The following is a 24,310-nucleotide window of genomic DNA, read 5'->3' as shown; positions in this document are numbered from 1 at the left end:
TTCAGCTCAGATGCGCTTGGCCCACCTGCTCGTTTACGGCGGCCGGAAGCCGCAAAGTCAAGCTTTCCCGGCCGATGACGAGGGCGCCTCCCAGTTCGCGGGAGAGATTGCGGGCGAGCCGCAACGCGAAGCCGGTGCCGAGCAGCGTGATATCCTCGCGCTCGTCATCGATATCGAGCACCGAATCGCCGGGATAATCGGCAAGAGCCTGCGGACGATCGATCGTGATCGCCACCATGTCCTTGCCCTCGGGCGCAACATGCACGCCGATCCGCTCGCCTTGCCCGCTCGCCGAGACGAGCGTGGCAAGCAGGCGGGCGAGCAACCGCTCCACCGCACGGCGATCCCCCATGACCGAGAGATCCGCGATCGGCAGCGCGACCACCGAGCCGCGCAATTCGGCAAGGGGTGCAAGGTCGTCGACGATCATTGCCAGCACCGGGCGAAGCGCGATCTGGCCCGGCACGAGTGACAGCGCGGCGCTGTCGATACGGGCGGCAAGATCGAGATCGTCGATCGCGCCAAGCAGCTCGCGGGCCTGCGAACGGATCACCTGGGCACGATCGCGATAGGCGTCGCCGACCGGCCCGAGCATCTGGGCCTCGATCATCTCGGCGAAACCGGCGATCGCGTTGGTCGGCGTACGCAGCTCATGGACCAGCTGGCGAAGGGAATCGGCGGGCATTGCCGGGCCGGCAAGCGGACGCAGCGGCTCGGCACGCTCATCGACACGCGGACGGCGCGCCGTGCCGCGATAGCCGGTGAAACGACCGTTGGAGGGATCGAACACCGGGATCGCCGAGATCAGCCAATCCCCCGCGGCATCCGAATCGCCCTCGACCGAGAGGCGGGCATTGGAGAAGCCGGCACGGCGGCGGAAGGCACCGCCGGCAACGCCATCGACACGCGAGCTTTCCGGGCCACCCGGCACGGACTGACTGTCGAGCGACACGCCCACAAGCGGCGCTCGGCTGACACCATCGACCCAACGGATCATGCCCTTGGCGTCGGTCTCGAAACGGAATTCATCGGCAGGACGAAGCGCCGGCAATTCCTGCGGTCCGGCTTCCTCGCGATGGCGCCAGAACGCATCGATCCTCGCGACGACATCGGCGATCTCGAAGGTGCCGTCATCCTCGCCCGCGGCTTCTGCCGCCATCTGCCGCACTTCGGCGACCAGGACATCGCTATGTTCCATCGCCGAACCCTGCGCCCGGCCTTCCAGTGGCGCAATCGCTTCGACGGGAAGCGGTGACTCGTCTGTCCCGGATTGGACCGCACGGACCGGAATCGAGGGCGCTTCTACCGCTTGCGCAGCATCGGCAATCATCGACGGCGCAAGACCGGCAAGCGCAATGAAGGAGAAATCCTCATCCTCGCCGCCCGCGACGACAGGCTCGGGCTCGACCAACGGTTCAGGCACCTGCTCGGCGACGGGCTCCGGCGCTTCGGCCAGTTCCGCATCGAGGATTTCGACGGCGGCGGGTACCGATTCGGCCGCCTGCGTCGCCTCGGGCAGGCGCGCCAGCAAGGCGGCAAGGGTCGCCTCCTGCGCCGGAAGGCGCTGCGGGGCAGTGGCGCTCCAATAGACAAGGGCCGTGTCTTCGGCCTCGTCCTCGGACGCCTGCTCGGGCTCGGCCACCTGCTCTACAGCGTCCGCAAGAGGCTCGTCGTCGATTTCAGCCGAGGCCGCTTCGGCCGGCGGCCCGTTGACGACCTCGGACCAGTCGATCGCGATCGCGCTGACCGCTTCCTCGACAAGCACAGGCTCCGGATCCGCCGCCACTTCCGGCTCAGGCTCCGGCAACTCGACCGGCACTTCCTTCACCGTCTCGTCCGGCAGCACGAAATCGATCGGCCCGAAACTCTCGAGCGCGCGGCGCACTACCGGGCTCAGGTCACGCCGATTGCGGAGGACCGCGCGCGATGCCGGCGCGAGCTCGGGAAGAAGCTGGATCCATTCGCTGGAATTCATCCGGGCGCTGCGCAGCACCGGCAGCGCGACCTGCAGCTCGTCGAGCGCGAACAGGCGGACGAGCGGCGGCGGGGGATCGGCGAATTCGAGTGCACGCCCACTGGCAGCGCGTACCGGCAAAGGCACCGAGTCGCGGATCGAGCGCAGCACGCTCATCGCGCGATGCCCGGCCACGGCGCGACGGCGACCGATCAGGTCGACGAGCTGTCGCCATGCGGACTGGACGCCATATGGCGTGCTCAGGTCCGAGGCGAGCACCGTCTCCAATGTATCGTCGAAGCGCAACGCGTGCTCACCCTTTACCCGGCACCGCGACGCGGGCCGTAACGATTCCTTAATGCGCCGGCCGCCCGTTCGAAACCGTCCATTTCGGCACGTCGCATTGTGGGACAATTGCGTTGCGGCGTAATAATATTATGTCTAAACGCAACACACGGAAACGAATCAAAAGACAGAAGGAACATAAATGCGATTCGACGATATCGACGTACGGATTCTAGGCCTGCTTCAGGATAATGGCCGGATGACCAATGTCGAGCTTGCCGAACGCGTTGGGCTGACGGCGCCGCCGTGCCTGCGCCGCGTGCGTGCGCTTGAACAACAGGGGGCCATCACCGGCTATCATGCCGCCCTCGATCCGGCTGCACTTGGCTATAATCTCACCGTCTTCGCGATGGTCAGCCTGAAGAGCCAGGCGGAATCGGATCTGCGTGCCTTCGAGCAGATGGTGGCGGACATTCCCGAGGTTCGCGAATGCCATATGCTCAACGGCGAGATCGACTTCATTCTCAAGATCGTCGCGCCCGACCTGCAGAGCTTCCAGCATATCCTGACGACGCGGCTCACCCCGGCGCCGAACGTGGAGCATGTAAAGACTTCGCTGACGATCCGCACCTCCAAGGCCCTGCCCGGCGTGCCGGTCGCCTGATCCGCTGCGTCTAGGCGGAGAAAGAAAAAGGGGCGGCCCGAAAGCCGCCCCTTTCCTGTTTCGGGCCCGATGGCCGCGCTCAGCTGAGCGGCGGCGTATCGAGCGAGACCTGCCAGAGCAGCGCGACATTGACGAACGGGCCGGTCTTCACCGCCTGGAACGCCGCCTTCGCCTCTTCCTTGCGGCCGAGGCGCTGGAGCGCGATGCCGCGGTGCAGGTTGATCTCGTTGGTGTCCGCACCGCCCTTGGCGAGCGCCGCGTCATAGAGCTGGAGCGCGCGGGCGTTGTCGCCGGCGGCCAGCAGCGCATCGCCATTGCCCGCGCCGCCCTGCTTGGCGAGCGCGTCGAGCGCCGGGCTGCTCTTCACGCCGGCCTGGGCCGCCGTGTAGGTGCGGTTGCCGTCGGCATCGGTCGCCGGCAGCTTGCCGTTCTTGCGGCCTTCCTCGATCACCGAGATCGCTTCCCAGGGCAGACCCGAGGACTGGGCGGCATAGGCATAGTCGGCATAATCACCGCGATCGGCGAGCGAGTTGGTGATGCGGCGCAGGCGATAGAGATCGATACGCTCGGTCTTGGCGGCGCGGTCCACACCCTTGGCACCCTGGCCGAGCACTTCGATCGCCCAGCGCCAGTTCTTCACCGTCGGATAGTCCTTCAGGTAATAGGCCAGCCAGTCATAGGTCGCCTCGCGGTTGCCGGTGGCGGTCACCTTCGGGATGGCGAACTGGTACCATGCTTCCGGCGCCTTCTGGCCGGTCGACTTGGCATATTCGATCGCATTGCGCGCTTCCGCGGCGGCTTCGGCGTTCTTGCCGGTCGCCGCGTAGGCGTTGGCCATCATCAGCGGGATATCGACGTTCTTCTCGCCGCCTTCGCGCGCCTTGGTCATGTAGCTGATGACGTCCGCATGCTTCTTCTGCGACGCGGCTGCCTTGCCCATCAGGAAGTTGAGGCGCGCGGCATAGGCGGCCTTGGCTTCCGGGCTGGTGCGCGGGCTGACGCTCAGCGTCTGCAGTGCCGGGATCTGCGCAGCTTCATTGCCGCGGCTCAGCTCGAGCTGAAGGCGCAGCCACGACGAATAATATTTCTCGTCGTCATTCTTCGCGGCGGCTTCGGCGGCGGCGATCTGCGGCTCGGCCGTGGCCCAATCCTTGGCCTTCACCGCAGCCTCGGCGAGGCCGGCGGGCTTGCGGAACTCGTCGCTCACCTTGAGCGCGTTGGGGTCGGCCTTTTTATCATCCTTCTTCTGCGCGGCAGCCGGGGCCACGGTGAGCGCAGTGGTGCCCAGCGACAGCACGGCGGCCAGCGCGAGCTTGGAAGCGAAGTTCATGCGAAACTCTCCTAAACGGGGAAAGAGCGGGGGCTTTCGGGGCACCTCTAGTTGCCCCTCTCGCGCCGTTCAAGCCGATCACCGCAGCCGATGCCGCGTTTGCGATGAACGCGCGTTTAACAGGCTGGCTCCTTCCCGGCACGTAATGAAGTGTTTCGACATGGCCTGCGGGCGTTAACCATCATGTCCGGATATTTTGGTTGATGTGAATTAACCCTGTGGATAAGTTCGCGATCAGTTGGGGTAACCTGTTGCGTTAGAGGGGTAAAACATGGGGTCGCTGTTTCGCGGATGCGCTCTTTGCGAGGTCGATGCAGAGGGAAATCTGCTCCTGACCGAAAGCACCGCTCAGGCCCTTGGCCTGCCCGCGACCGACGAGCCCCTGGTCCTTTCCGCGCATGAACGCGATCAATGCCTGGTCGGCTATGCACGCGCCGACCTGCAGGAAATCCGCACCCGTTCGGGCATGGATGCGCGGGTTGGCGACGCGAGCATGCGCCGCATCCTCGGCATCGTCGATGTGGCGCCGCGCAGCGCGCAGGGCCTCACCCTTCCCGCCGCGATGCGCCATCATGGCCGAATCGAGAGCGTCGCGCTGGTCGTCGGCGCCGGCGACCGGTTTGAGATCTGGAATCCCCAGCTTGCGGCCGCCCAGAACGGCTTCAGCGCCGGCGCGTACGCGTTTCCGCCGGTCACCTGGCGCCACCCGCCGCGCGGCGGCTCGCGTCGGTCCCGCCCGGCACGCTATTGATGCGCTCGCTACGCTGCCGGCTGCTCGAACACGCCGCGATGCCCGGGCGGCTTCGCGACGGAGAGCATGAATTCGCCATGTGCGTCCGTTGCGGCGCGGATCTGCAGCGCCTGCTCGGCGGCGAGGAGTGGGCGGAGGTGCCGGCCGGCGAGGCGATCGACTGGCGGCGGCGCGATGTCGGCTCCAGCGCCTCGGCGGTGGCGGCGCGCATGCAGCTACCCCCTGCCCCGCGCCGGCACGCACCACGCAACGCTATCTCCGCGGAAGGACGCGGTCAGCGCCGCATGCGCCCGCGCCGCAGCGCTTTGCTCGAACTTACCGGCCAATTCGTGCTCGACACCATCGTAGATCGAATCCGTCGCCCCGCACCAGCCGCTAGAGAAGCTTCTCGATCTCTGGCCCGATCGCGTCGGGGCTAGTCGTCGGCGCGAAGCGCTCGACCTTCCGGCCTGATCGATCGACCAGGAACTTGGTGAAGTTCCACTTGATCCCCTTGGAGCCTAAAAGGCCCGGGGCGGCTTGCTTTAGGGATTCGAAGAGCGGTGCGGCGTTTTCGCCATTTACGTCTATTTTGGCGTAGACCGGGAAGGTCACGTCGTAAGTGAGCGCGCAGAAGCTCGCTATCTCCGCCGCATCGCCCGGTTCCTGCGCGCGGAACTGGTTGCACGGGAAGGCCAGCACCGAGAAGCCGCGATCCCGGTACTTGCGATACAGCGCCTCGAGCCCCGCATATTGCGGCGTGAAGCCGCATTTGGAGGCCGTGTTGACGATCAGCAATACCTCGCCGGCATGATCGGCAAGCGTGACCTGCTCCCCATCCGCCCTGGTCACGGGGATATCGGTGATCACGGTCATGCGGGCGCTCCCTCGTAACGGGCCATCAGCAGCTCGATGTTGCGGCGAACCCCCGGCCACTCATGCGCGAGGATAGAATAGACCACGCTGTCGCGGTGATGGCCGTTCAGGATCAGATGCCCGCGCAGCACCCCGTCCAGCCGCGCGCCCAGCCGCTCGATCGCGCGGCGCGAGGCGACATTGAGGAAATCGGTGCGGATCTGCACGCAATTGACCTCCAGCACCTCGAAGGCGTGGCGGAGCAGCATGAACTTGGCTTCGGTATTGAGCCCGGTGCGCTGGACCCGCGGCGCATAGAGCGTGCCGCCGATCTCGACCCGGCGATGCCCCTTGCTCATGCGCAGGAAGCGCGTCGCGCCGGCAATCCGCCCCTCACTATCGAGCACCGTGAACGGCAGGCCGCGCCCGGCCGCGACGTCATTGTCGATCCGGTCCATCCACGCATCGATACTCGCATCACTCGGCACCGTGGTGTGGAACAGATGCCGAAGCCCCGCAAAGGCATCGAGCAGCCCCGCGCGATCCTCGCGCACCATCGGCCGCAGCGTGACGTGACGCCCCGCCAGGGTCGGCACTTCCCGCCACGGCTTCATTCGAGATGCCCTTCGTGCAGCCGCACCACCCGGTCCATCCGAGCAGCGAGCCGCTCGTTATGCGTGGCGATCAGCGCGGCCGATCCCTGGGTGCGAACCAGGCTGAGGAACTCGGCGAGCACCTTGTCCGAGGTCAGCTCGTCGAGATTGCCCGTCGGCTCGTCCGCCAGCACCAGCGCCGGCTTGTTGGCGAGCGCGCGGGCAACAGCAACGCGCTGCTGCTCGCCGCCCGAAAGCTGGTTCGGCCGATGGGTAAGCCGATGCCCGAGACCCAATGCGGTGAGCAGCTCCTCCGCCCGCTTGTCGGCATCGGCGCGCAGCGACCCCTGGATCATCTGCGGCAGCACGACATTCTCGAGCGCGTTGAAGTCCGGCAGCAGGTGGTGGAACTGGTAGACGAAGCCCAGATGATCGCGGCGCACCGCGGTGCGGCCCGGGCTGTCGAGCTGTGCCGCTTCCTTGCCGGCGATGCGGATCGATCCGTCGAACCCGCCTTCGAGCAGGCCGACGGCCTGGAGCAGGGTCGACTTGCCCGAACCCGAAGGGCCGAGCAGCGCGACGATCTCGCCCGGCTGCACGTCGAGATCGACGCCGCGCAGCACTTCGATCGTCTCGCCGCCCTGGCTGAAGCTGCGCTTGAGGCCGCGCGTCTGGAGAACCGGCCCAGCGCCGTTCACGGCGCCCCCTTCAAAGCTACTCATAGCGCAGCACCTGGACAGGATCGGTATTGGCGGCCTTCCAGGCCGGATAGAGCGTGGCGAGGAAACAGAAGACCAGCGCCATCACGCAGATGCCGATCGTCTGGAACGGATCGGTCTTCGCCGGCAGCTCGGTGAGGAAGCGCATCGACGGGTCCCAGATGTTCTGGCCGCTCACCAGCCCGATGAACTTCACCACGGATTCGCGGAAGGTGATGAAGAGGAAGCCGAGCACGCCGCCGGCGGCTACGCCCAGCGCGCCGATCGTCGTGCCGACGGTGACGAAGATCCGCATCAGCCCGCCGCGTGTCGCGCCCATCGTCCGCAGCACCGCGATATCCCGCGTCTTGGCGCGCACCAGCATGATCAGCGAGGAGACGATGTTGAACGCCGCCACCACCAGGATGATCGAGAGAATGGTGAAGGAGACAGTGCGGTCCACCGCCAGCGCCTCGAACAGCTCCGAATTCATCGTCCGCCAGTCGGTGATCTGGCCGACCTGGCTGACCTTGTCGACGAGCGGCTGGAGGATCTCGCCGACCTTGTCCGGGTTGCTGGTCTCCAGCTCGATCATCGAGACGCCATCGCCGAGCAGCAACAGCGTCTGCGCATCCTCGATCGGCATGATCGCGAAGACCTTGTCGTAATCATAGACGCCGACCTCGAAGATCACCGCCACCTTGTACTTCACGATGCGCGGCATCGTGCCGAAGGGCGTAGCGGCGCCGGCGGGATTGAGGATCGATATCTCGCTGCCCACCGTGGCACCCAGCGATTCCGCCAGGCGCGAGCCGATCGCGACCTGCTGGCCGCCCGGCTTCAGGCTCTTGAGCGAGCCGATCACTTCCTTGCCCTTGAGCGTCGGGTTGCTGAGGATCTCCTCCATGCGCATGCCGCGCAGCTGGAGGGCCTCGGCCCGGCCATTATAGGTGGCGAAAAGCGGCTGCTCGATCAGCGGGGTGGCACTGGTGATGCCCGGCGTCTTGCGCGCCTCCTCCAGCACCTCGCGCCAGTTGCGCAGCTGGCCGCCATAGCCCTGAATCACGGCATGGCCGTTCAGCCCGGTGATCTTGTTGAAAAGCTCGGCGCGGAAGCCGTTCATGACGCTCATCACCACGATCAGCGCGGCAACGCCGAGCATGACGGCGACAAGGCTGAACCCGGCGACGACGGCGATGAACGCCTCGCTCCGCCCCGGCAGCAGGTAACGGCGGGCGATCATCCGCTCGTAGCGTGAAATCAATAGCATGGGGGTCTGGTAACTCGCCCGTAAAACAGCTCTGACGCCGATCTAGGGTAGATGGCGGCGAATTCCTACTGCCAACCGACATGTTGCCGATTCAACACAGGGTGACACCAAACTGCGGCTACCCCTTGTAATGCAAGTGACAAAGCCGGTCCGGGAGCCTAGCAAAACTCTTGTCGAAACGCAGGCGAAAGGCCGTGGTTCGGGGAGGCTCCAAGCCCCGCTCGTAGGCAAGTACGAGTGTGTGGGCTGGGCCTGACAAAGGGGGCTGACGAGCATTCGTCACGCAGGCGCCCGGATCGGAAACGGTCCGGGCGTTTGCCGTTTCAGAGCCCCTGGAACCGCACCGGATTCATCGCAACGCCGAAAGCGGACGCCATTCCGCCTGCTGCTCCGGCGTGGGCAGGTTAATGATGTGGTTGACCACGCCCGGGTGCAGCTGCTCGAGGAACTGCAGCCCGGCCGCATCGCGATTGCTCCAGACAACCCGAGCGGCGAGCGGCTTGAAGCCGGGAAGACGGACCACCGTCTCCATCCCCGGCGCAAGCAGAAAGCCTGTCTCGATCCGGCAGCCCAGTCGCGAGATTTCCACCAGTCGCACATCCTGGAAGCAGAAGCGCGATTCCTTCACCGCAATCAGCACGGAAACCGGCCAGCGCATCGCCTCGCGCCGGTCCACACCCTGGGTAATCTTCAATCCTCTACGATCGCCACGCATCATCACGCCCCACGCTCACTCCCCTCACCCAACCAATATCGGCTTGCCGCACCGCACGCCGTTCACCCGCACATCCGCCTGCCCGACATTCACGCCGAGCAGGCCGGTAAGATCGTTCAGAAGCGAATCCAGCGGCGCCGCCGCCCCCTGCAGCACCGTTCCCACCGTCGAGGTCACCAACGAGAGGTTGATGCCGAACCCCGGCGAGCCGACCTGCACATCCAGATCGCGGACCAGCGAGGCGGCGACTCCACCCGCCAGATCGTTCGTCGATACGGTGCGGGTCTTGCCCGCGGCGATCTCCTGGGCGGTGAAGCTCACCTGTTGCGGGCTGGCCCCGCCCAACTTGATATTCGATTCGCCCGTGACCTCACCCAGCCCGAGCAGCTTGACCAGCGTGGCCCGCCGCGGCGCGACCGGGGTGTTGAAATTGCCAAGCACGGCGGCATCGACGTCGCCGATGGCGACCTGGCCCACCGCCGTGGTGACATTCAGGCTCACCGTGGCGGTGGACGGCGTGGGACAGGAGACGCTGCGAAGCGACGCCTCCGCCGTGGCGAGCTCGACGAACAGCGGCAGGTGCACCTGGGTCGCGGAAAGCAATCCCGATCCGCCCACCTTGGCATCGACATACAGCCGCGACTGCGCGGTATGCAGCTTGACGCTCTGGTCCTTCGCAACGGTGAGCCAGGGCGATTGCGCCGCCCGCTCGCCGATCGCGAGCGTCACCTTCGTCGAGGCAACGCCCGGGATACCCGCTCCCAGATCGAGATCGACCTGGCGCTTGCCGGTCGCGATCCCGAGCATTTCACGAACCAGCGCATAGCCATCCGCCTTGATCGGACGGGCGGGATCACTCTGCGTCTCACCGGACAGCGGGCCGAGATTGATGATCTTCGAGAGCTGTACCGTGACCGGCGGAACGCGCGCCGCGATGGCGCGGAGTGCCGTTTGCGCCGCTGAATTGCCGGTTGCGGCGGCCATCGCGGCCAGTGCCTTGGACAGCGGCACCTGCGTGGCCAGCGTCTCCCCGAAGGTCAGCCCCTGCAGATTGGCCTGGGTGCGCAGCGCATCGGCATAAGCGAGGATATCGATGTCGGCGTTGACCAGCCCCTGCGAGTCCATCGCGGTGAGATTGAGCTCGGTCCCGGCCAGCCCCGACAGGAGTTGCCCCGGCAGCCCGCCGCCGACCGAAGCCAGGCGCGAGCCGATCGAGAAGGAGGCCAGGTCGACACGCGCGGCCAAGGCCGTCACCGATACCCGGGCGGTCGGCCTGCCCGTCAGGAACTTGCCGAAGAACAGCGGCACATCGCGCCCGACGGTGAGGCGCACCGCGTTCCCCCCGCTTCCGGAAGCGACGAAGCGCGCGGCCGGCGCGATGCTGCTGTCGGGCGAATAAGCGCCCTGCTCCAGCTTCTCGATGCTGGCGTCGCCGGCCTGGTTGGCCGCCATTGCCGAGCGCGCGGCGGCGTCCGCGCCCTGGCTGTTCGCCGCGCTCAATGCCGCGGCGTCGGCCACGCCCTGGAGCCGCCGCTTCTCGAGATAGAGCGATCCGGTATCCACGGCGAACGCCGCGGACCCGGCGAGCATCACAAAGCCGCCGGCGAACAACATGGTGATGTTGCCGCGGCGATCCCCCGCAAGGGCACGAAGGAACAAGGGCGCGCGCACCGCCAGCCTCACGGCGCCGACAGCGTGACCGTCGCGCTGCGCTCGATCACCTTGCTCGGCGGCGGCACGAGCTTGATCGAAAGCAGCGGGTCATTCGACGCATCGTAGGAAAGGCGCACCGTCACCGTCCTGCCGTCATCGTCGACAAGCGCGTTCATCTGGTCCGGCTTGAGCGCCCCGGTCTTGCGGATATTGGCGTCGAGCGCGGTGCGGACCAGCGCCGCCCGCTCCGTGGGATCCAGGCCGCCAACGGCGGCACGCGCCGCCTCGTTGGCCGCCTGCTGCACGCTATGGGCGCAAAGGAACCAGCCGCCATAGGTGACGATGCCGCTGACCAGCAGAAGCAATATCGGCAGCGAGAAGGCCATCTCGATCGCCGCCGCGCCGCGCCTGTCCGCCCACAACCGCCGGCCGGAACAGGCCGCCCTCGAAGTGGAAAGGAACCAACGCGAGCACATGCGCATCTTTTCGCATGTCGTAGCTTCCAAATTGCTCCCAGGCAGCGAAGCGCGATATTCGGATTTTCAGTAAAGATCGGACATAGGCAAGGAACGCCAAAAGCACCTGGATTCGAACGATACTCTTGATTTTTCGCTCCATTTTCGACACAGCACGGCTTGATTTACGTTAACGGTGCTATATTGTCCTCGTAGAAAACACATTGGTCAAAATACGTAATTGCTCGAACTTGTCGCGACCGAGCCGTAACAACTGCCGACGCCCGAAAACATTCGAGAGTTTTCAGTTATGCAACGACCATCGGCCCAGACCGTTTCCTCCGCTGAACTTACCCGCAATTTCGCGTATTGGCAGGACAGGGCCATGCATGGCCCGGTGACCATCACTTATCATGGTCGCCCCCGCTATGTTCTGCTCGCCGCGGAAAGCTGGGATGCCGAACAGGCAGTCGTCGAACGGGACACGACACAGCGTGATCTCGAATACCAGTTCCTCGTGGAGCATATGGACGGCGGCCTGCTCGTGATCGATCCCGAGCTGAAGATCACCGACGCGTCCAGCGCCGCCGCGATGATCCTGGGGCGGGCTCCCGCGGCGCTGGTGGGCATGCCCGTCGCCGATGCGCTGCCCGCGACGACGCATTCCACGCTGCTCTCCAGCCTGCGCCACGTCCTTCGCAGCGGCGAGCAGGCGCAGTTCGAGCTGACGCTCGACGAGGAGAATGGCACGCGGCTGCGCGTGCGCGCCGTGCCCTGGGTGGAAGGCCTCGCCCTGCTCGTCCGGGTCAGCTACGAGGGCGACGAGGAAGCACGGCTCGCCGAGCAGACCGCCCTGGAGAAGGCGCGGGTTGCGCATGGGCGGATCGAAGTGATCCGGCTCACCGTGCGCGGGACGGTGACGATGGTGGAGCCGGAATTCGCCCGGCTGGTCGGCTTGCCGCGGGACCGGATCCTGGGGCTGCGCTTCGTCGATCTGCTGGCGGTACGGGACCGGGCGCTCGCACGCGACGCGATCGAACGGGTGCTCAGCGGCCGCTCCGAGGCCGAGGCCTTCGACACCAGGCTGTTGTGCGGGGGCGCCGAGGAGATCGGCGCGCGCATCTCGATCGCGCCGCTCGCCAGCGGCTATGCGGTGGGCGGCGCCGTGGTGATCGTCACGCTCGACCCGGGGACCGAGGCGGCCTAGGCCTAGTAGCAGGACGGGCGCTTGAGCGCGGCGGTGCGCGACACGGCGCGCCTGAACGTATCCACCACCTGATTGGTGAGCTCGTCCGGCCGGCGCGTCATCCCGGTCAGGCGGCCGCAGGACAGGGTGACTCCCGCCCAGGTCACTGCCCAGCCGATGCGCGGGCGCTCGATGCTGTGCCCCTCCAGCGTGACATTGCCGTGGATCTCCGCGGGCGCGCCGTCGTCGATGCGGGTCAGGGCGGCCTGGTTGAGGCGGGTGGCCCAGCCGCCGTCCCCACCCTCGCCCGGCCGCAGATCGATACGCGCCGCACCGGGTCCTCGGCGCAGGCGCGGGTCGACGGCCTGGTCCTCGGGCTGGACGACGCCCTTCGGGCGGGCGCCCATCGCGGCGGACACCATGTCGCCCACCTGCTTCACGCCCGACACGTCGCTGCGCACCGCCACGCCGAGCAGCACGGCGATCATCCCGAGGATCAGCGCGATGCGGACCAGGTTCGGGATGGTGAGCCGCGACAGCACCAGCACCGAGATGCAGAGCGAGGCGATCAGCGCGATATTGGCATAGCCGCCCGGCGTGAAGGCCGGCGAGTTCACCCAGACCAGCGCGCCGGCGATCTGGCATGCCGCCACCAGCGCGGCCAGAAGGCCTGCGCCACTGAAGCTCGGCACGGTGTTCGGCGAAACGCGCATGATCTTCTCAATGTAGAAGATCCTACTATTCGATTCCGGTTAAGACGCGGCAAATCCTCCGGAATGAACAGATAACAAGAAGGGAGGCGGTGCGGGCGCCGCCTCCCTTCCCCAACCTCCCCCGGCCATGGCAGGAGGTCAGTATCGCGAAGATCAGAAGCTCTTGCTGATCGTCAGGCCATAAGTCCTCGGGTCGCCGGGCTGGCCCACGATCAGGCCGGTGCTGCCCGACTGGACCGAGAGCAGCTCGAAATACTGCTTGTCGAACACGTTGCGGACCCAGCCATAGATGTTGAGATCCGCGCGCCGCCAGCCGAGGCGGACGTTAGACAGCGAATAGGCGTCGATCCAAGTATAGGCCGAGGGCGACGGGTTGGACGAGAATTTCGAGCGCCAGTTGCCGTCATAGCCGAGATAGACCGTGCCATCCCTGGCCGGCTGGCGGATCTCGCCACCCCAGCTGAGCGACCATTTCGAGATACCCGGCAGCACCTGGCCCGAAATGTCGCAATAGGCGGGGCTGCGGCCGCCCGGCGTACCCGCCGGATCGGTGACGCCGCCCGGCGCGGTCGCGGTACCGCCGGAAAGCTCCGGCGGGCACGGCGCGTTTTTGAAATCGGCGTATTTCGCGTCGGTATAGGCGCCGTTGAAGTAGAAATTGACGTTCTGGGTCGGACGGGCCGAGAGATCCCATTCAAAGCCCTTCACCCGCACCTTGCCGGCATTGGCCAGATAGCCGCGGATCACGTTGATCGCGTTGTTGTTCACCGTCGCCTGATAGTCGCGGATCTCGGTCCAGAAGGCAGCCGTGTTGAAAGTCACCTTGCGATCGAGGAACTGGGTCTTCAGGCCGATCTCGAAGTGATCGACCTTCTCCGGCTTCACCGTCTGGGTCGAGAGATCGACACCCGTGCTGGTCGAATTGAGCGGCAGCCCCGAGAGGTTGATGCCGCCCGACTTGAAGCTGCGCGCATAGGTCGCATAGCCGTGGACGTCCGGCGAGAAGTCGTACGACAGGGTGATGTCGCCCGAGACGTTCCAGTCGCTGAACTTCGGGCTGTAGCGCTGCGGGGCCAGGGTGTTCAGCTGGTCCGCGGTAGCGGTGCCATTTGCGAGCAGCGCGGCGACATTGGCCGCCGTCGCGACGAAATTGTAGCGCGCGTTGCTGATGCTGACGACCGACTCGTAGAAGCCGGACTTCTTGTCATAGTTCAGGCGAAGGCCCGGCTGGATGTGGAAGCCGTCCACGGGCTCCCAGTTGAGCTTGCCGAACAGCGCGAAACTGGTGTTGTCGAAATTGATCGTGTTGGTCGAGGTCAGCCCGTTCAGCACCAACGGGTTGCAGGCGGCTGCCGTAGCCGTGGCGCAGCCGGTCGCACCGATCGGAACATTGCCCGGATTGAGCAGCCAGCGGCTTGCCGCCGCCCCCTGGACCTGCGAGCCCTGGGTATCGATCGTCTGGTGGAAGAAGAAGGCGCCGATCGTGAAATCGAGCCGGCCGTCGCCATTGGAGCTGAGGCGCAGTTCCTGGCTGAACTGCTTCTGCTGCGACGGGTTCTGCGAGACGGTGGTGATCGGCAAACCGATGAAATCGCGATCGTTCTTCGGCTGCCAATCCCAATAACGCCACGCCGAGACCGAGGTCAGCGTCGCCGGGCCGAGATTCCAGTTGGCGACCAGCGAGGCGCCGCCGATTTCCTGGCGCGAGTTGATCTGGGCATCGAGATCAACCTTGCGATCGAACGGATCGGTACTGGCCGGCGCATAGCCGAACGCGGCTGCCAGCGCCGTATACTGGCGGGAGATCGGCCGCTGGGTAGCGCCGACCCGCGCATAATATTGCACGCAGCACAGCGGGTTCTGGAGGTTCCAGTCGCCCGCCAGGGTGAAATCGAGATCGTCATTCACCTTCCATAGCAGCTGGCCGCGGAAGCTGCTGGTGCGCTGCTTGTGGAGATCCTCGCCGGTGCGGACATTCTCGATCGTCCCCTCGCGGCTGGTGAGCGCGCTAGAGATGCGGATCGCGAGCTTGTCGCTGAGCGGACCCGAGACCGATGCCTTGGCCGAGATCAGGTCGTAATTGCCGACGCTCAGCTCGACCTTGGTCTCCGGCGTGAAGCTGGGCGCGCGGGTGGTGATGTTGATCGCGCCAGCCGTGGTGTTCTTGCCGTAGAGCGTGCCCTGGGGCCCGCGCAGCACTTCCACCCGCTCGACATCGACGAAATCGAAGGTCGAGGCGCCGATACGGCCGATATAGACCTGATCGAGATAGAAGCCGACGCCCTGCTCGATGCCGTCATTGGTGAGACCGAACGGTGCGCCCAGGCCGCGGATGTTGATCGCGGAATTGCGCGGGTTGCTCGAATAGAACTGCACTGCTGGCAGCGAGGTCTGCAGACGGTTGAGGTTGGTCGCGCCGGTGTTCTCGATGGTCGCGCCGCCGATCACCGAAATCGCGATCGGCACGTCCTGGGCCTTTTCCTCACGCCGGCGGGCCGTGACGACGATCTCGCCGCCATCCTGAGGCTTCGCCTTTTCCTGCTCATCCGCATTGGCGTTGGCGCTGGCGTTGGCAGCGGCGGGCGCCGGATCGTCACGCAGAACTCCGGCAGGTGCCGGAGCCGTACTGGCTAGGAGTAGCAGTGAAAGCGAAGCAAGGCTCATGATTATCCCCTCTGGCCGTGTTGCGCTTAATCTCCACTCAATTGGGGGATATTAGCGAGCAAGGAGATGTTTAGCGATACCTAGCCTGAGTTGGCCGGCGCTTGCGGGGCCCGTTTCGCCGCATCTTGAAAGGCAGAATCTCCGACACAATCTGTATTAAGCGGCGCCGTAACGGGCCGCGAAAACCACGGCGTCGCGGGCATCCGGGCGCCGGCAAGTTCATCAATTCGCTCAAGAATAGAGGTCTTGATATGCGCCAGTTCGATTTCACCCCGTTCCGCCGCTCGACCATCGGGTTCGACCGGCTGTTCGACCTGCTCGAGGCCAGTGCCCGCGCGCAGGCATCCGAGAATTATCCCCCGTTCAACCTCGAGCGCGTTGCCGAGGACCGCTACCGGATCACGATCGCCGTCGCCGGCTTCAAGGCTGACGAGATCGACATCACCGCGCAGCAGAACCTGCTGCTGGTGGCCGGCAAGAAGCGCGAGGAGAACGAGAACAACCAGGGCGCGTACCTGCACCTGGGAATCGCCACCCGCAGCTTCGAGCGGCGCTTCGAGCTGGCCGATTTCGTCCGCGTAGAGAGCGCCGACCTTGCCGACGGCCTGCTGGTGATTGAGCTGGTCCGCGAAGTGCCCGAGGCGATGAAGCCCAAGAAGATCGCGGTGAACGGCGGCTCCGCACCGAGCCCGATCGAGCATCGCGAGGCCGATGCCGCATAACTGACCGACCACGGCTAGCGACGCCTTCCTCCCTTTGGACGTCGCAGCGGGGGGCGCTCGGGCGATGGTCCGGGCGCCCTTTGTGTTTGCGCGGACCTGCCCTCCAGCGGCCTTGAAATGCGAAAGGAGGGAAGGACTTGCGTCCTCCCCTCCCCATATGCTCGCAGTTTCATTATAGGAAAGCCTGCGTGCAAATCGCGTATTTCACGAAAAATATGATTTAAAACGTCGCCCAATCGTCCGACGGGGTGAGCGCGGCGACGGCGGCCGCCGGAAGCGGCTTCACCGGCGAGACATAGCCCGGCGCAACCTTGGCGCGGATGCTGCTCGCCGCCGGCTTGGCGGGGCGGCGCGGCGGGGCCTGGCTGGCACCGATATTGAACGCCGAGGCCTGTTCCGAGAGCAGCTGGACTTCCGAGCTCAGGTTACGCGATGCGGCCGAAGTTTCCTCGACCATCGCGGCGTTCTGCTGCGTGGCCTGGTCCATCGTACCGATCGCCACGGCGATCTGCGTGACGGCCGCCGACTGCGCTTCGTTGTCGCTGGCGATATTGGCGAGCAGGTCATGGACCTGGCCGACATCGCCCGAGATATTGGCAAGCGCGCCATCGACCTTTTGCACCATCTCCACCGCGGCGACGATATCGCCCTGGGTTGCGGTGAGCTGGTCGCGGGCACGGCCTGCCTCTTCCTCGGCGCGCATGGCGAGCGCGCTGACGAGATCGGCGACGACCGCGAAACCGCGACCCGCCTCGCCCGCACGCCCCGCCTCCACGGCGGCGTTCATTGCAAGCACGCGCGTCTGGAACGCGATCTTGTCGAGGCCTTCGATGACCGAGTCGATGCCCTTGGCGCTATCAGCGACGCGAGTCATCGCCTGGACAGCGTCATCGGCGATCGAACGGCCATCGCTGACGGTGGAGATCGCCTGATCGGCGCGGGTCAGCGTATTGCCGGCGGCCCTGGCCGTCGCCTTGAGGCGATCGTCCATCTGGCTGATCGCGGCCGACGTCTCCTCCAGCGAAGCGGCGTTGCTCTCGGTACGGCGGGCAAGATCCTCCGACGCCTGGGCGATCTCGCCCGAGCCGGTGCGGATGGTGGCCGCACCTTCGACGACCGAGCCGATCAGCGTGCGCAGTGCAGTGAGCGCCGAGTTGAAGTTGGTCTTCAGGGCAACATAGTCGGAAGCGAACTCGCTGTTGATCTCGGTGGTGAGATCACCCTTCGCCAGGCTTTCCAGCCCGTCGGTGAGCGCGGAGACGACATGCTTCTGCTCGGCGTCGGCGACCAGCTTCGCGGCATCCGCCTTTTCCTTGGCGACCGCGGCATCGCGGAACACCAGCACGGCGCGCGCCATGCCGCCGACTTCGTCCTGGCGATCGGTGCCGGGCACGTCGATCGTGTTCTCGCCGCCGGCGAGCCGGCCCATCAACCCGGTCATCCGCTTGATCGGATGCGCGATCATCGTGGTGAGCAGCCAGCCGAACAGCGCGGCCATGGCGATGCCGAAGGCGCCACCCAGCGTGAGCGCGGTGATCGCAGCTGCACGCGCAGAGGCCTCAACCTTCTGGGTCGCGGCGACGCGCTCGTCCTGCACATCGTTGATCTCACCAATGATCTTGCGGATCTTGCCGAGCTGCTTGACGCCCGCGAGCTGCTGCGCCTCGCCCTGGGTGGCGGGATTCTTCGCAAGCGCGATCATGTTATCGAGCTTGCCGCGAAGCTCCGCGATCGCGGCGACCAGATTGTCCATACGCGTCTTCTGCTCGGGAACCGCGGTTCCTGCGCGGAACGCGTTGGCCAGTTCCTCGATCTTCTTCCCCGCCTCATCATAGGTCGTGAGGAAGTCGGCGTTGCGCAGGATGACATAGGCGCGGACAGCGCTCTGCTGCTCCAGGATCTGGCCCATGATGTCGCTGACATGCTCCGACATCTCGGACGCACGCTGCTTGTCCTCGGAGGCTGCGCCGACGGTCTGCAGGCTCGAGAAGAGCAGCCAGCCTACGCCGGCAAAGATGCAGACGAGCAGGACGAAGGCCGCCGCGAGCTTGCGCGGTATCGACATATTCTGAATTATCATATTCCCTCCCGACCGGCCCCCGAGAGGACCGGCATCCGAAAAACATTCGGGCAAGACGCGAGAAGCCTGCGAGCGGAGGGCCGGTTCGATCTAATCCCATTTCCGTCATAGGAACCGGGCGGCCGATCGATCCGAAACGGCGTGAAATATTTTTCCGGAACGTGTCCAGCTTGCGACCAAGTCTTTCCGCCGTAGGGGAAATTCGGTTACTTCGGCGTGCCGATCAGCCAAGGCTTCACATAGCCGGTGGGCCTGGCGACGCCGTCCAGGCGGACGGCGCGGAGGATCTGGACGGGCTTGAGGATCATCTGGTCCTTCATCGCATCGCGGCCGCCGCCGGTGGGCATGGCGAGCATGCGCTTGACCACGTCCATGCCGGTGACGACCTTCCCGAACGCCGCAAAACCGCGATAGCCAGCCTTGGCATCGAGCCCGGGATTGGGCCCGACCATGATCGAGAAGTTGCAGTTCGCTCCGTCCGGGTTGGGGCCGTGCGCCATCGAGATCGTCGCGTCGAGATGGCGGATGCCGGTCTGCAGCGTCGATTCCAGCGGCGGCGACGGCAGCATGCGCCGGGCATCGGTGCCGATCCCGCCCTGGACGAAGCCGTGCGCCGGATCCCCCTTGCGCCGGGCGGAGCGGTAGAACTGGGTACCGTCGAGCCGGCCGTCATCGACATAGGCCATGAAATTGGCGACCGTCTTCGGCGCGCGCCTGGCATCGAGCGCGAGGACGATGTTGCCCGCCGAGGTGACCAGGCGGACACGCACCGTGGCGGGCTCCTGCGCCCCGGACGCGGCGGTGAGGAACAGGGCGAGGACGGCAATCAGGATACGCATGCGGCTTCGCTAGTCGATGCCGGCCGCCGAAGGAAAGGTCCTTGTTGCGGCTGCGAAGGCATTTGCGACCGTGCGAGCTTCCGCGAACGAAGCGCTCTAGAGGAGATAGACCACGACATAACGGGCCACGAGGGCGGCCATCACCACTCTCGCCCAGCGATTGTTGGGCACGAACATCGCGGCGAGCATCAGCGCGGCGAGGATGACGGTGAGCGTGAGCGCGAGCGGGCGGAACAGATGCGGCGCGATCTTGGGCAGGCCGGCGTAGAAGCCGAGCTGGCAGATCAGTAGCGCGAGCATCACCCCGATGACGATGCGGCGGACGCGGAAGAAATGCGCGTCGAAGTCCGCCTCCTCCTGCACTTCGCGCGGGAAGACGAGGTGGGCGGCGAGATAATAGGCGCTCGCGAATACGGTGATCGCCATCAGCGCCTTGCCCGAGACGAGTACGAGCTCGCGCACCGTCCAGGCCGCCTGCCAGAAGGAGAGCAGGTCGAGGATCACAAAGGCGCCGAGCAGCGGGGTGAGCCAGCCGATCCGGATCGTCGAGCCGGGACGCAGACGGGCTTCGATCGCCCGGGCGAGGCCGCCGAGCACCTCGGCAAGCGAAAGCCCGAGCAACAGTCCGTAAAGTGCGAAGATGAACTCGAAATCCGACATGCGGCTGTCCCCCTGCCCGGCTGTTAGCGCGAGGGACCGGCAAAAGAAAAGGCCGGGCGTTGCGGCCCGGCCTTCCTGTTCCTGCGGGACTGGGCCTAGACCAGCCGCGACTGCCGCACCGCCGCCTCGATGAAGCTGGCGAACAGGGGATGCGGCTCGAAGGGCTTGGACTTGAGCTCCGGGTGGAACTGCACGCCGACGAACCAGGGATGGTCGGGCCGCTCGACGATCTCGGGCAGCGAGCCGTCGGGCGACATGCCGGAGAAGACCAGGCCGCCCTGCTCCAGCACCGGCTTGTACGCGGTGTTGACCTCGTAGCGGTGACGATGGCGCTCGCTGATCTCGTCCGAGCCGTAGATCGACGAGACGACCGAATTGCCGCCGAGCTTCGCGGTATAGGCACCAAGGCGCATCGTGCCGCCGAGATCGCCGCCCTCTTCCCGCTTCTGCAGGCCCTCAGCGGTCATCCACTCGGTGATCATGCCGACCACCGGCTCCTCGGTCGGGCCGAATTCGGTGGTCGAGGCATTGGCGATGCCGCCGGCGCGGACGCCTTCGATGCAGGCCATCTGCATGCCGAGGCAGATGCCGAAGAAGGGCACGTTGCGCTCGCGGGCGAACTTCACGCCGGCGATCTTGCCCTCGCTGCCGCGCTCGCCGAAGCCGCCGGGGACGAGGATGCCGTGCAGCGGCTCGAGCTGCGCGGTGATCTCTTCCTCATTGTCATGCTCGAACAGCTCGGCGTCGAGCCAGCGGATGTTGACCTTCACCCGGTTGGCGATGCCGCCATGGGTGAGCGCCTCGGTTAGCGACTTATAGGCGTCCGGCACGCCCATATACTTGCCGACCACGCCGATCGTGACTTCGCCCTCGGGATTGAGGACGCGGTCCTCGATCTCTTCCCAGCGGGCGAGATCGGGCGAGCCGGCGACGTCGATGCCGAAGGCCTTGAGCACTTCGACGTCGAGACCCTCGGCATGATATTGCAGCGGCACGCCGTAGATGGTCGGTGCGTCGAGTGCCGGGATCACCGACGAGGCGGGCACGTTGCAGAACAGCGCGATCTTGGCGCGGTCGCTCGCCGGCAGCGGCTTTTCGCTGCGGCAGACGATGACGTCGGCATGGACGCCGAGCGAAGCGAGCTCGCGGACGCTGTGCTGGGTCGGCTTGGTCTTCAGCTCGCCGGCGGCCGCGATGTACGGCACCAGCGTCAGATGGACGCTGACCGACTGGTTGCGGCCGAGATCGTTGCGAAGTTGGCGGATCGCCTCGACGAAGGGGAGGGATTCGATATCGCCTACGGTGCCGCCGATTTCGCAGAGGACAAAATCGAGATCCTCGGTGTCCGCCTGGGCGAACGCCTTGATCGCGTCGGTCACGTGCGGGATCACCTGGACGGTGGCGCCGAGATAGTCGCCGCGGCGCTCGCGCTCGATGATCGTCTTGTAGATCCGGCCCGACGTGATGTTGTCCGACTGCCGCGAGGCGACACCCGTGAAGCGTTCATAATGCCCGAGATCGAGATCGGTTTCCGCCCCGTCGTCGGTCACATAGACCTCACCATGCTGGTGCGGCGACATCGTGCCGGGATCGACGTTGAGATAGGGATCGAACTTGCGGATGCGGACCCGATAGCCACGCGCCTGGAGCAGAGCCGCGAGGCTCGCTGCCATGAGACCCTTGCCTAGCGAGGAGACCACGCCGCCGGTGATGAAGATATACCGCGCCATGGGAGAAAACGCCTAACGTGAATGGACGCGCGCCGGAAGCGTGCGAATCACGCAACCGGGCACAAATTTATGTGGACAGACCCGGACCAGGCCGGGACCGGCGGATTTACTGGGCCAGCGGAACCGAGCTGTTGCCCTGCGCGGCCGGAGCCGGCGCCGTACCAGTCGGGGCCGAGCTGTTGCCCGGCGCGAAGGGAACCGCACCGCCCGCGGGCGCGCTGGTCGGCAGCGCCTGGGGCGCCGCAGCCGGAGCCGCACGCTGGAGCGAGGCGTCGATCGTCGCGCCGTGGCGATTCGCCGCCAGGAAGGCGAGCAGGATCGACATGGCGATGAACGCGGTCGCGAGAATCGCGGTGGTCCGCGTCAGGAAATCGGCCGCGCTGCGCGCCGACATCAGGCCCGACGGGCTGCCGCTCGAAGTGAGGCCGCCGCCCTCCGACTTCTGCACGAGGATCACGCCGACGAGACCAGCGGCGATGAATGCCTGAACGATGAGCAGGAAGGTGAACATGAAATGTGCGGACCTCTTGGAGAAAGGCGGCACATAGGGGAGCAACCCGCTCCGATCAACCTTCGAGAGGCGTCCACTCATCTCGGTTAATCAACAAAGCTGTAACATTTCGCATCCGGACTGAAACCGGATCGGTTCACGCGCGTTATGACGTGTGGCCCTGGCGTATCGGGGGCGTAACAACAGAGTAGATGCCGTGAACGCAATGACCGACAGCTCGCTTTCTTCGTGGAAGAACACGCTGATCGACTATGTGCGATCGGGAGAACCGGACCTGACCAACCGGCAGATGGCCCTGCTTATGCTCGTCTATCTGGAACCTGGCCCCCATACCGTGCGCGGTTTGGCCCGGGCTTTGAACGTATCCAAGCCCGTTGTAACGCGTGCCTTGAATAGACTGGGCACGCTCGGCTATCTGCGCCGCCAGCGCGACGACACCGACAAGCGGAACATCTTCGTCGCCAAGACCGCGGAAGGGGCAGAGTTTCTTGCAGAATTCGGGCATTTCCTCGCTGGGGGGCACATCGCCGAACCAGTCGCCCGCAGGGCCAGCGCGTAAGCGTTTCGCGCTGAAGGGCCGTTCGGTTCCCATCGATCCCAGGGTCGATGCGGTTCGTCGTGATCTGGCAGACGTGCGTCTGGCGGATCGCGTTTTCGCACCCCATTATGCGGCGCCTATGCCTCGCATGATCGCCTCTGCCGTGCCCCTGCGCGCCGGCCCCAAGCTCGATTCGGATACGCTGGTGGAACTGGCCGCCGGCGAATCGTTCGAAGTGCTGGAATTCGCCGGCGATCACGCCTGGGGCGTGGCACCCGGGCACAATCTGGTCGGCTATGTGCCGGCCACGGTCCTGGAGCGCCCGGCGGCATGACGATTCGCGTGTTCATCGACGGCGCCGTGGGCACCACGGGCCTGGAGATTCGCGAGCGGCTGGATGGCCGCGCGGGGATCGAGCAGATCATCCTGGACGACAAGGACCGCAAGGACGCCGCCAAGCGCGAGGACGCGCTCAATTCGGCGGACTTCGTGATCCTGTGCCTGCCCGACGACGCCGCCCGCGAAGCGGTGGAGATGATCAAGGCCAGCAAGGTCCGCGTGATCGACGCATCGAGCGCGCACCGCGTCGCCGATGGCTGGACCTATGGCTTTCCCGAGCTGGAGCCCGGACAGAGCGCGCAGATCGCCGAGTCGGCGCGCGTCTCCAATCCCGGCTGCTATCCGACCGGCTTCCTCGCGCTCGTCCGCCCGCTGATTCGCGCCGGCCTGGTGCCGCACGACCATCCGCTGAGCGTCAACGCGGTCTCGGGCTATTCGGGCGGCGGCAAGAACATGATCGCCGAGTTCGAGGACGCCAAGGGTGCGACCTATACCGAGACGGCGTTCCGCAACTACGGGCTCAACCTTGGCCACAAGCATGTGCCCGAGATGACCAAGCATGCGCGCATCGTGCACCCGCCGATCTTCCAGCCAGCGGTGGTGCGGACCTATCGCGGCATGCTGGTCGAGATTCCCCTGCCCCTCCACGCCTTTACCCGCCGACCTTCGCTCGACGCGATCGAGAATGCGCTGCGCGAGGCCTACAAGGATTCGCCGATCGTCCGCGTGCTGCCGGGCGACGTCGCGGCGGTGACGATCGAGGAGGACGCAGGCACCGACCGGCTTTCGCTGCGCGTGTTCGGCAATGCCGAGACGGGCCAGGCACGGCTGGTGGCGACGCTCGACAATCTCGGCAAGGGCGCCGCGGGTGCCGCGGTGCAGAACCTCAACATCATGGCCGGATTCGAGCAGACCGAAGGGCTGGTGCTCTAAGGGGCTTGTCTGGTTTTGGATTTTGAAGAGGCCGGGCCCTTGGGTCCGGCCTTTTTCGTTTTCAGCGGCTGGTGCGGCTGTTCCCGGCGAAGGCCGGGGCCCAGGGTCATAAGCGACACGGCAGAGAAACCCTGGGCCCCCGGGGGGGGGGGGGGGGGAGGATTGTGTGGTGGGGCGCCCCAGGGGTTAAGGA

23 protein-coding genes are annotated in these 24,310 nt (G+C 65.8%); 7 read left to right on the top strand and 16 right to left on the bottom strand.

Annotated features, from left to right (window positions below; translation table 11 throughout):
• Position 1: 1 nt before the first annotated feature.
• Entirely contained in the window at positions 2-2,260 is a 2,259-nt protein-coding gene (locus AAHM44_RS14055; RefSeq protein WP_342250383.1) for a histidine kinase dimerization/phospho-acceptor domain-containing protein, read from the bottom strand.
• A 181-nt stretch (positions 2,261-2,441) separates the two neighbouring features.
• On the opposite strand from AAHM44_RS14055, the gene AAHM44_RS14050 reads away from it, so the two are divergent.
• Complete coding sequence (locus AAHM44_RS14050) at positions 2,442-2,903, top strand: Lrp/AsnC family transcriptional regulator (RefSeq protein ID WP_183995261.1); 462 nt, start codon at positions 2,442-2,444, stop codon at positions 2,901-2,903.
• Positions 2,904-2,982: 79 nt separating this feature from the next.
• Here AAHM44_RS14050 and AAHM44_RS14045 read toward each other — a convergent pair whose 3' ends face one another.
• Positions 2,983-4,233, bottom strand: a complete 1,251-nt coding sequence (locus AAHM44_RS14045) for a tetratricopeptide repeat protein (protein ID WP_269575087.1) — start codon at positions 4,231-4,233, stop codon at positions 2,983-2,985.
• A gap of 271 nt (positions 4,234-4,504) precedes the next feature.
• Here AAHM44_RS14045 and AAHM44_RS14040 point away from each other — a divergent pair, with 271 nt between their 5' ends.
• Positions 4,505-4,984 carry a hypothetical protein gene (locus tag AAHM44_RS14040; RefSeq protein ID WP_342250382.1) on the top strand — a complete coding sequence of 160 codons (480 nt, stop codon included), beginning with the start codon at positions 4,505-4,507 and terminating at the stop codon, positions 4,982-4,984.
• A 375-nt stretch (positions 4,985-5,359) separates the two neighbouring features.
• Here the strand turns inward: AAHM44_RS14040 and AAHM44_RS14035 are convergent, their stop codons facing one another.
• The 7 genes from AAHM44_RS14035 to AAHM44_RS14005 form a co-directional block, all read right to left on the bottom strand.
• A complete protein-coding gene (locus tag AAHM44_RS14035; protein ID WP_269575085.1) occupies positions 5,360-5,839 on the bottom strand; it encodes a glutathione peroxidase in 480 nt (159 codons plus the stop codon).
• Positions 5,836-6,432 carry a GNAT family N-acetyltransferase gene (locus AAHM44_RS14030; protein ID WP_342250381.1) on the bottom strand — a complete coding sequence of 199 codons (597 nt, stop codon included), beginning with the start codon at positions 6,430-6,432 and terminating at the stop codon, positions 5,836-5,838. The genes AAHM44_RS14035 and AAHM44_RS14030 overlap by 4 nt, the downstream gene beginning before the upstream one ends.
• Positions 6,429-7,133 carry an ABC transporter ATP-binding protein gene (locus AAHM44_RS14025; RefSeq protein ID WP_342250380.1) on the bottom strand — a complete coding sequence of 235 codons (705 nt, stop codon included), beginning with the start codon at positions 7,131-7,133 and terminating at the stop codon, positions 6,429-6,431. The genes AAHM44_RS14030 and AAHM44_RS14025 overlap by 4 nt, the downstream gene beginning before the upstream one ends.
• Positions 7,126-8,352 carry a lipoprotein-releasing ABC transporter permease subunit gene (locus AAHM44_RS14020; RefSeq protein ID WP_184168298.1) on the bottom strand — a complete coding sequence of 409 codons (1,227 nt, stop codon included), beginning with the start codon at positions 8,350-8,352 and terminating at the stop codon, positions 7,126-7,128. The genes AAHM44_RS14025 and AAHM44_RS14020 overlap by 8 nt, the downstream gene beginning before the upstream one ends.
• 376 nt (positions 8,353-8,728) lie before the next feature.
• Positions 8,729-9,097 carry a PilZ domain-containing protein gene (locus AAHM44_RS14015; RefSeq protein WP_342250394.1) on the bottom strand — a complete coding sequence of 123 codons (369 nt, stop codon included), beginning with the start codon at positions 9,095-9,097 and terminating at the stop codon, positions 8,729-8,731.
• A gap of 21 nt (positions 9,098-9,118) precedes the next feature.
• On the bottom strand, positions 9,119-10,753 hold the full coding sequence (locus AAHM44_RS14010) for a pilus assembly protein TadG-related protein (RefSeq protein WP_342250379.1): 1,635 nt from the start codon (positions 10,751-10,753) through the stop codon (positions 9,119-9,121).
• Between the two features lie 20 nt (positions 10,754-10,773).
• Positions 10,774-11,169 carry a TadE/TadG family type IV pilus assembly protein gene (locus tag AAHM44_RS14005; protein WP_184166810.1) on the bottom strand — a complete coding sequence of 132 codons (396 nt, stop codon included), beginning with the start codon at positions 11,167-11,169 and terminating at the stop codon, positions 10,774-10,776.
• A gap of 430 nt (positions 11,170-11,599) precedes the next feature.
• Between AAHM44_RS14005 and AAHM44_RS14000 the strand changes: the two genes are divergently transcribed.
• Complete coding sequence (locus AAHM44_RS14000) at positions 11,600-12,409, top strand: PAS domain-containing protein (RefSeq protein WP_269575080.1); 810 nt, start codon at positions 11,600-11,602, stop codon at positions 12,407-12,409.
• 2 nt (positions 12,410-12,411) lie between these two features.
• Here AAHM44_RS14000 and AAHM44_RS13995 read toward each other — a convergent pair whose 3' ends face one another.
• Together AAHM44_RS13995 and AAHM44_RS13990 are read right to left on the bottom strand one after the other, a co-directional pair.
• On the bottom strand, positions 12,412-13,101 hold the full coding sequence (locus AAHM44_RS13995; RefSeq protein ID WP_342250378.1) for a hypothetical protein: 690 nt from the start codon (positions 13,099-13,101) through the stop codon (positions 12,412-12,414).
• 153 nt (positions 13,102-13,254) lie between these two features.
• Positions 13,255-15,765: a TonB-dependent receptor gene (locus AAHM44_RS13990; protein ID WP_342250377.1), complete on the bottom strand. Its 2,511-nt coding sequence runs from the start codon at positions 15,763-15,765 to the stop codon at positions 13,255-13,257.
• A gap of 251 nt (positions 15,766-16,016) precedes the next feature.
• Here AAHM44_RS13990 and AAHM44_RS13985 point away from each other — a divergent pair, with 251 nt between their 5' ends.
• Positions 16,017-16,487, top strand: coding sequence for an Hsp20 family protein (locus AAHM44_RS13985; protein WP_269575077.1), 471 nt, complete (start codon positions 16,017-16,019; stop codon positions 16,485-16,487).
• 220 nt (positions 16,488-16,707) lie between these two features.
• Here the strand turns inward: AAHM44_RS13985 and AAHM44_RS13980 are convergent, their stop codons facing one another.
• The 5 genes from AAHM44_RS13980 to secG all read right to left on the bottom strand — a co-directional run bounded on the left by AAHM44_RS13980 (position 16,708) and on the right by secG (position 22,307).
• A complete protein-coding gene (locus AAHM44_RS13980) occupies positions 16,708-18,567 on the bottom strand; it encodes a methyl-accepting chemotaxis protein (protein ID WP_342250376.1) in 1,860 nt (619 codons plus the stop codon).
• Positions 18,568-18,773: 206 nt separating this feature from the next.
• Complete coding sequence (locus AAHM44_RS13975; RefSeq protein WP_342250375.1) at positions 18,774-19,406, bottom strand: peptidylprolyl isomerase; 633 nt, start codon at positions 19,404-19,406, stop codon at positions 18,774-18,776.
• A gap of 96 nt (positions 19,407-19,502) precedes the next feature.
• Entirely contained in the window at positions 19,503-20,066 is a 564-nt protein-coding gene (locus tag AAHM44_RS13970) for a hypothetical protein (protein WP_269575074.1), read from the bottom strand.
• A 95-nt stretch (positions 20,067-20,161) separates the two neighbouring features.
• On the bottom strand, positions 20,162-21,796 hold the full coding sequence (locus tag AAHM44_RS13965; RefSeq protein WP_269575073.1) for a CTP synthase: 1,635 nt from the start codon (positions 21,794-21,796) through the stop codon (positions 20,162-20,164).
• A gap of 106 nt (positions 21,797-21,902) precedes the next feature.
• Positions 21,903-22,307, bottom strand: coding sequence for a preprotein translocase subunit SecG (gene secG / locus AAHM44_RS13960; protein ID WP_269575072.1), 405 nt, complete (start codon positions 22,305-22,307; stop codon positions 21,903-21,905).
• Between the two features lie 205 nt (positions 22,308-22,512).
• Here secG and AAHM44_RS13955 point away from each other — a divergent pair, with 205 nt between their 5' ends.
• The 3 genes from AAHM44_RS13955 (at position 22,513) to argC (ending at position 24,117) form a co-directional block, all read left to right on the top strand.
• Entirely contained in the window at positions 22,513-22,866 is a 354-nt protein-coding gene (locus tag AAHM44_RS13955; RefSeq protein WP_183996777.1) for a MarR family transcriptional regulator, read from the top strand.
• Between the two features lie 127 nt (positions 22,867-22,993).
• On the top strand, positions 22,994-23,179 hold the full coding sequence (locus AAHM44_RS13950) for an SH3 domain-containing protein (protein ID WP_342250374.1): 186 nt from the start codon (positions 22,994-22,996) through the stop codon (positions 23,177-23,179).
• Positions 23,176-24,117 carry an N-acetyl-gamma-glutamyl-phosphate reductase gene (gene argC / locus AAHM44_RS13945; protein ID WP_269575071.1) on the top strand — a complete coding sequence of 314 codons (942 nt, stop codon included), beginning with the start codon at positions 23,176-23,178 and terminating at the stop codon, positions 24,115-24,117. Before AAHM44_RS13950 ends, argC begins: the two co-directional genes overlap by 4 nt.
• The last annotated feature ends 193 nt before the right edge of the window (positions 24,118-24,310 follow it).

Source organism: Sphingomonas sp. OTU376 (genome assembly GCF_038440415.1).
Taxonomy (GTDB): Bacteria; Pseudomonadota; Alphaproteobacteria; order Sphingomonadales; family Sphingomonadaceae; genus Sphingomonas; species Sphingomonas kyeonggiensis_A.
Note: the sequence above shows the minus strand (reverse complement) of the source record. Positions and strands in the feature narration are given on the sequence as shown.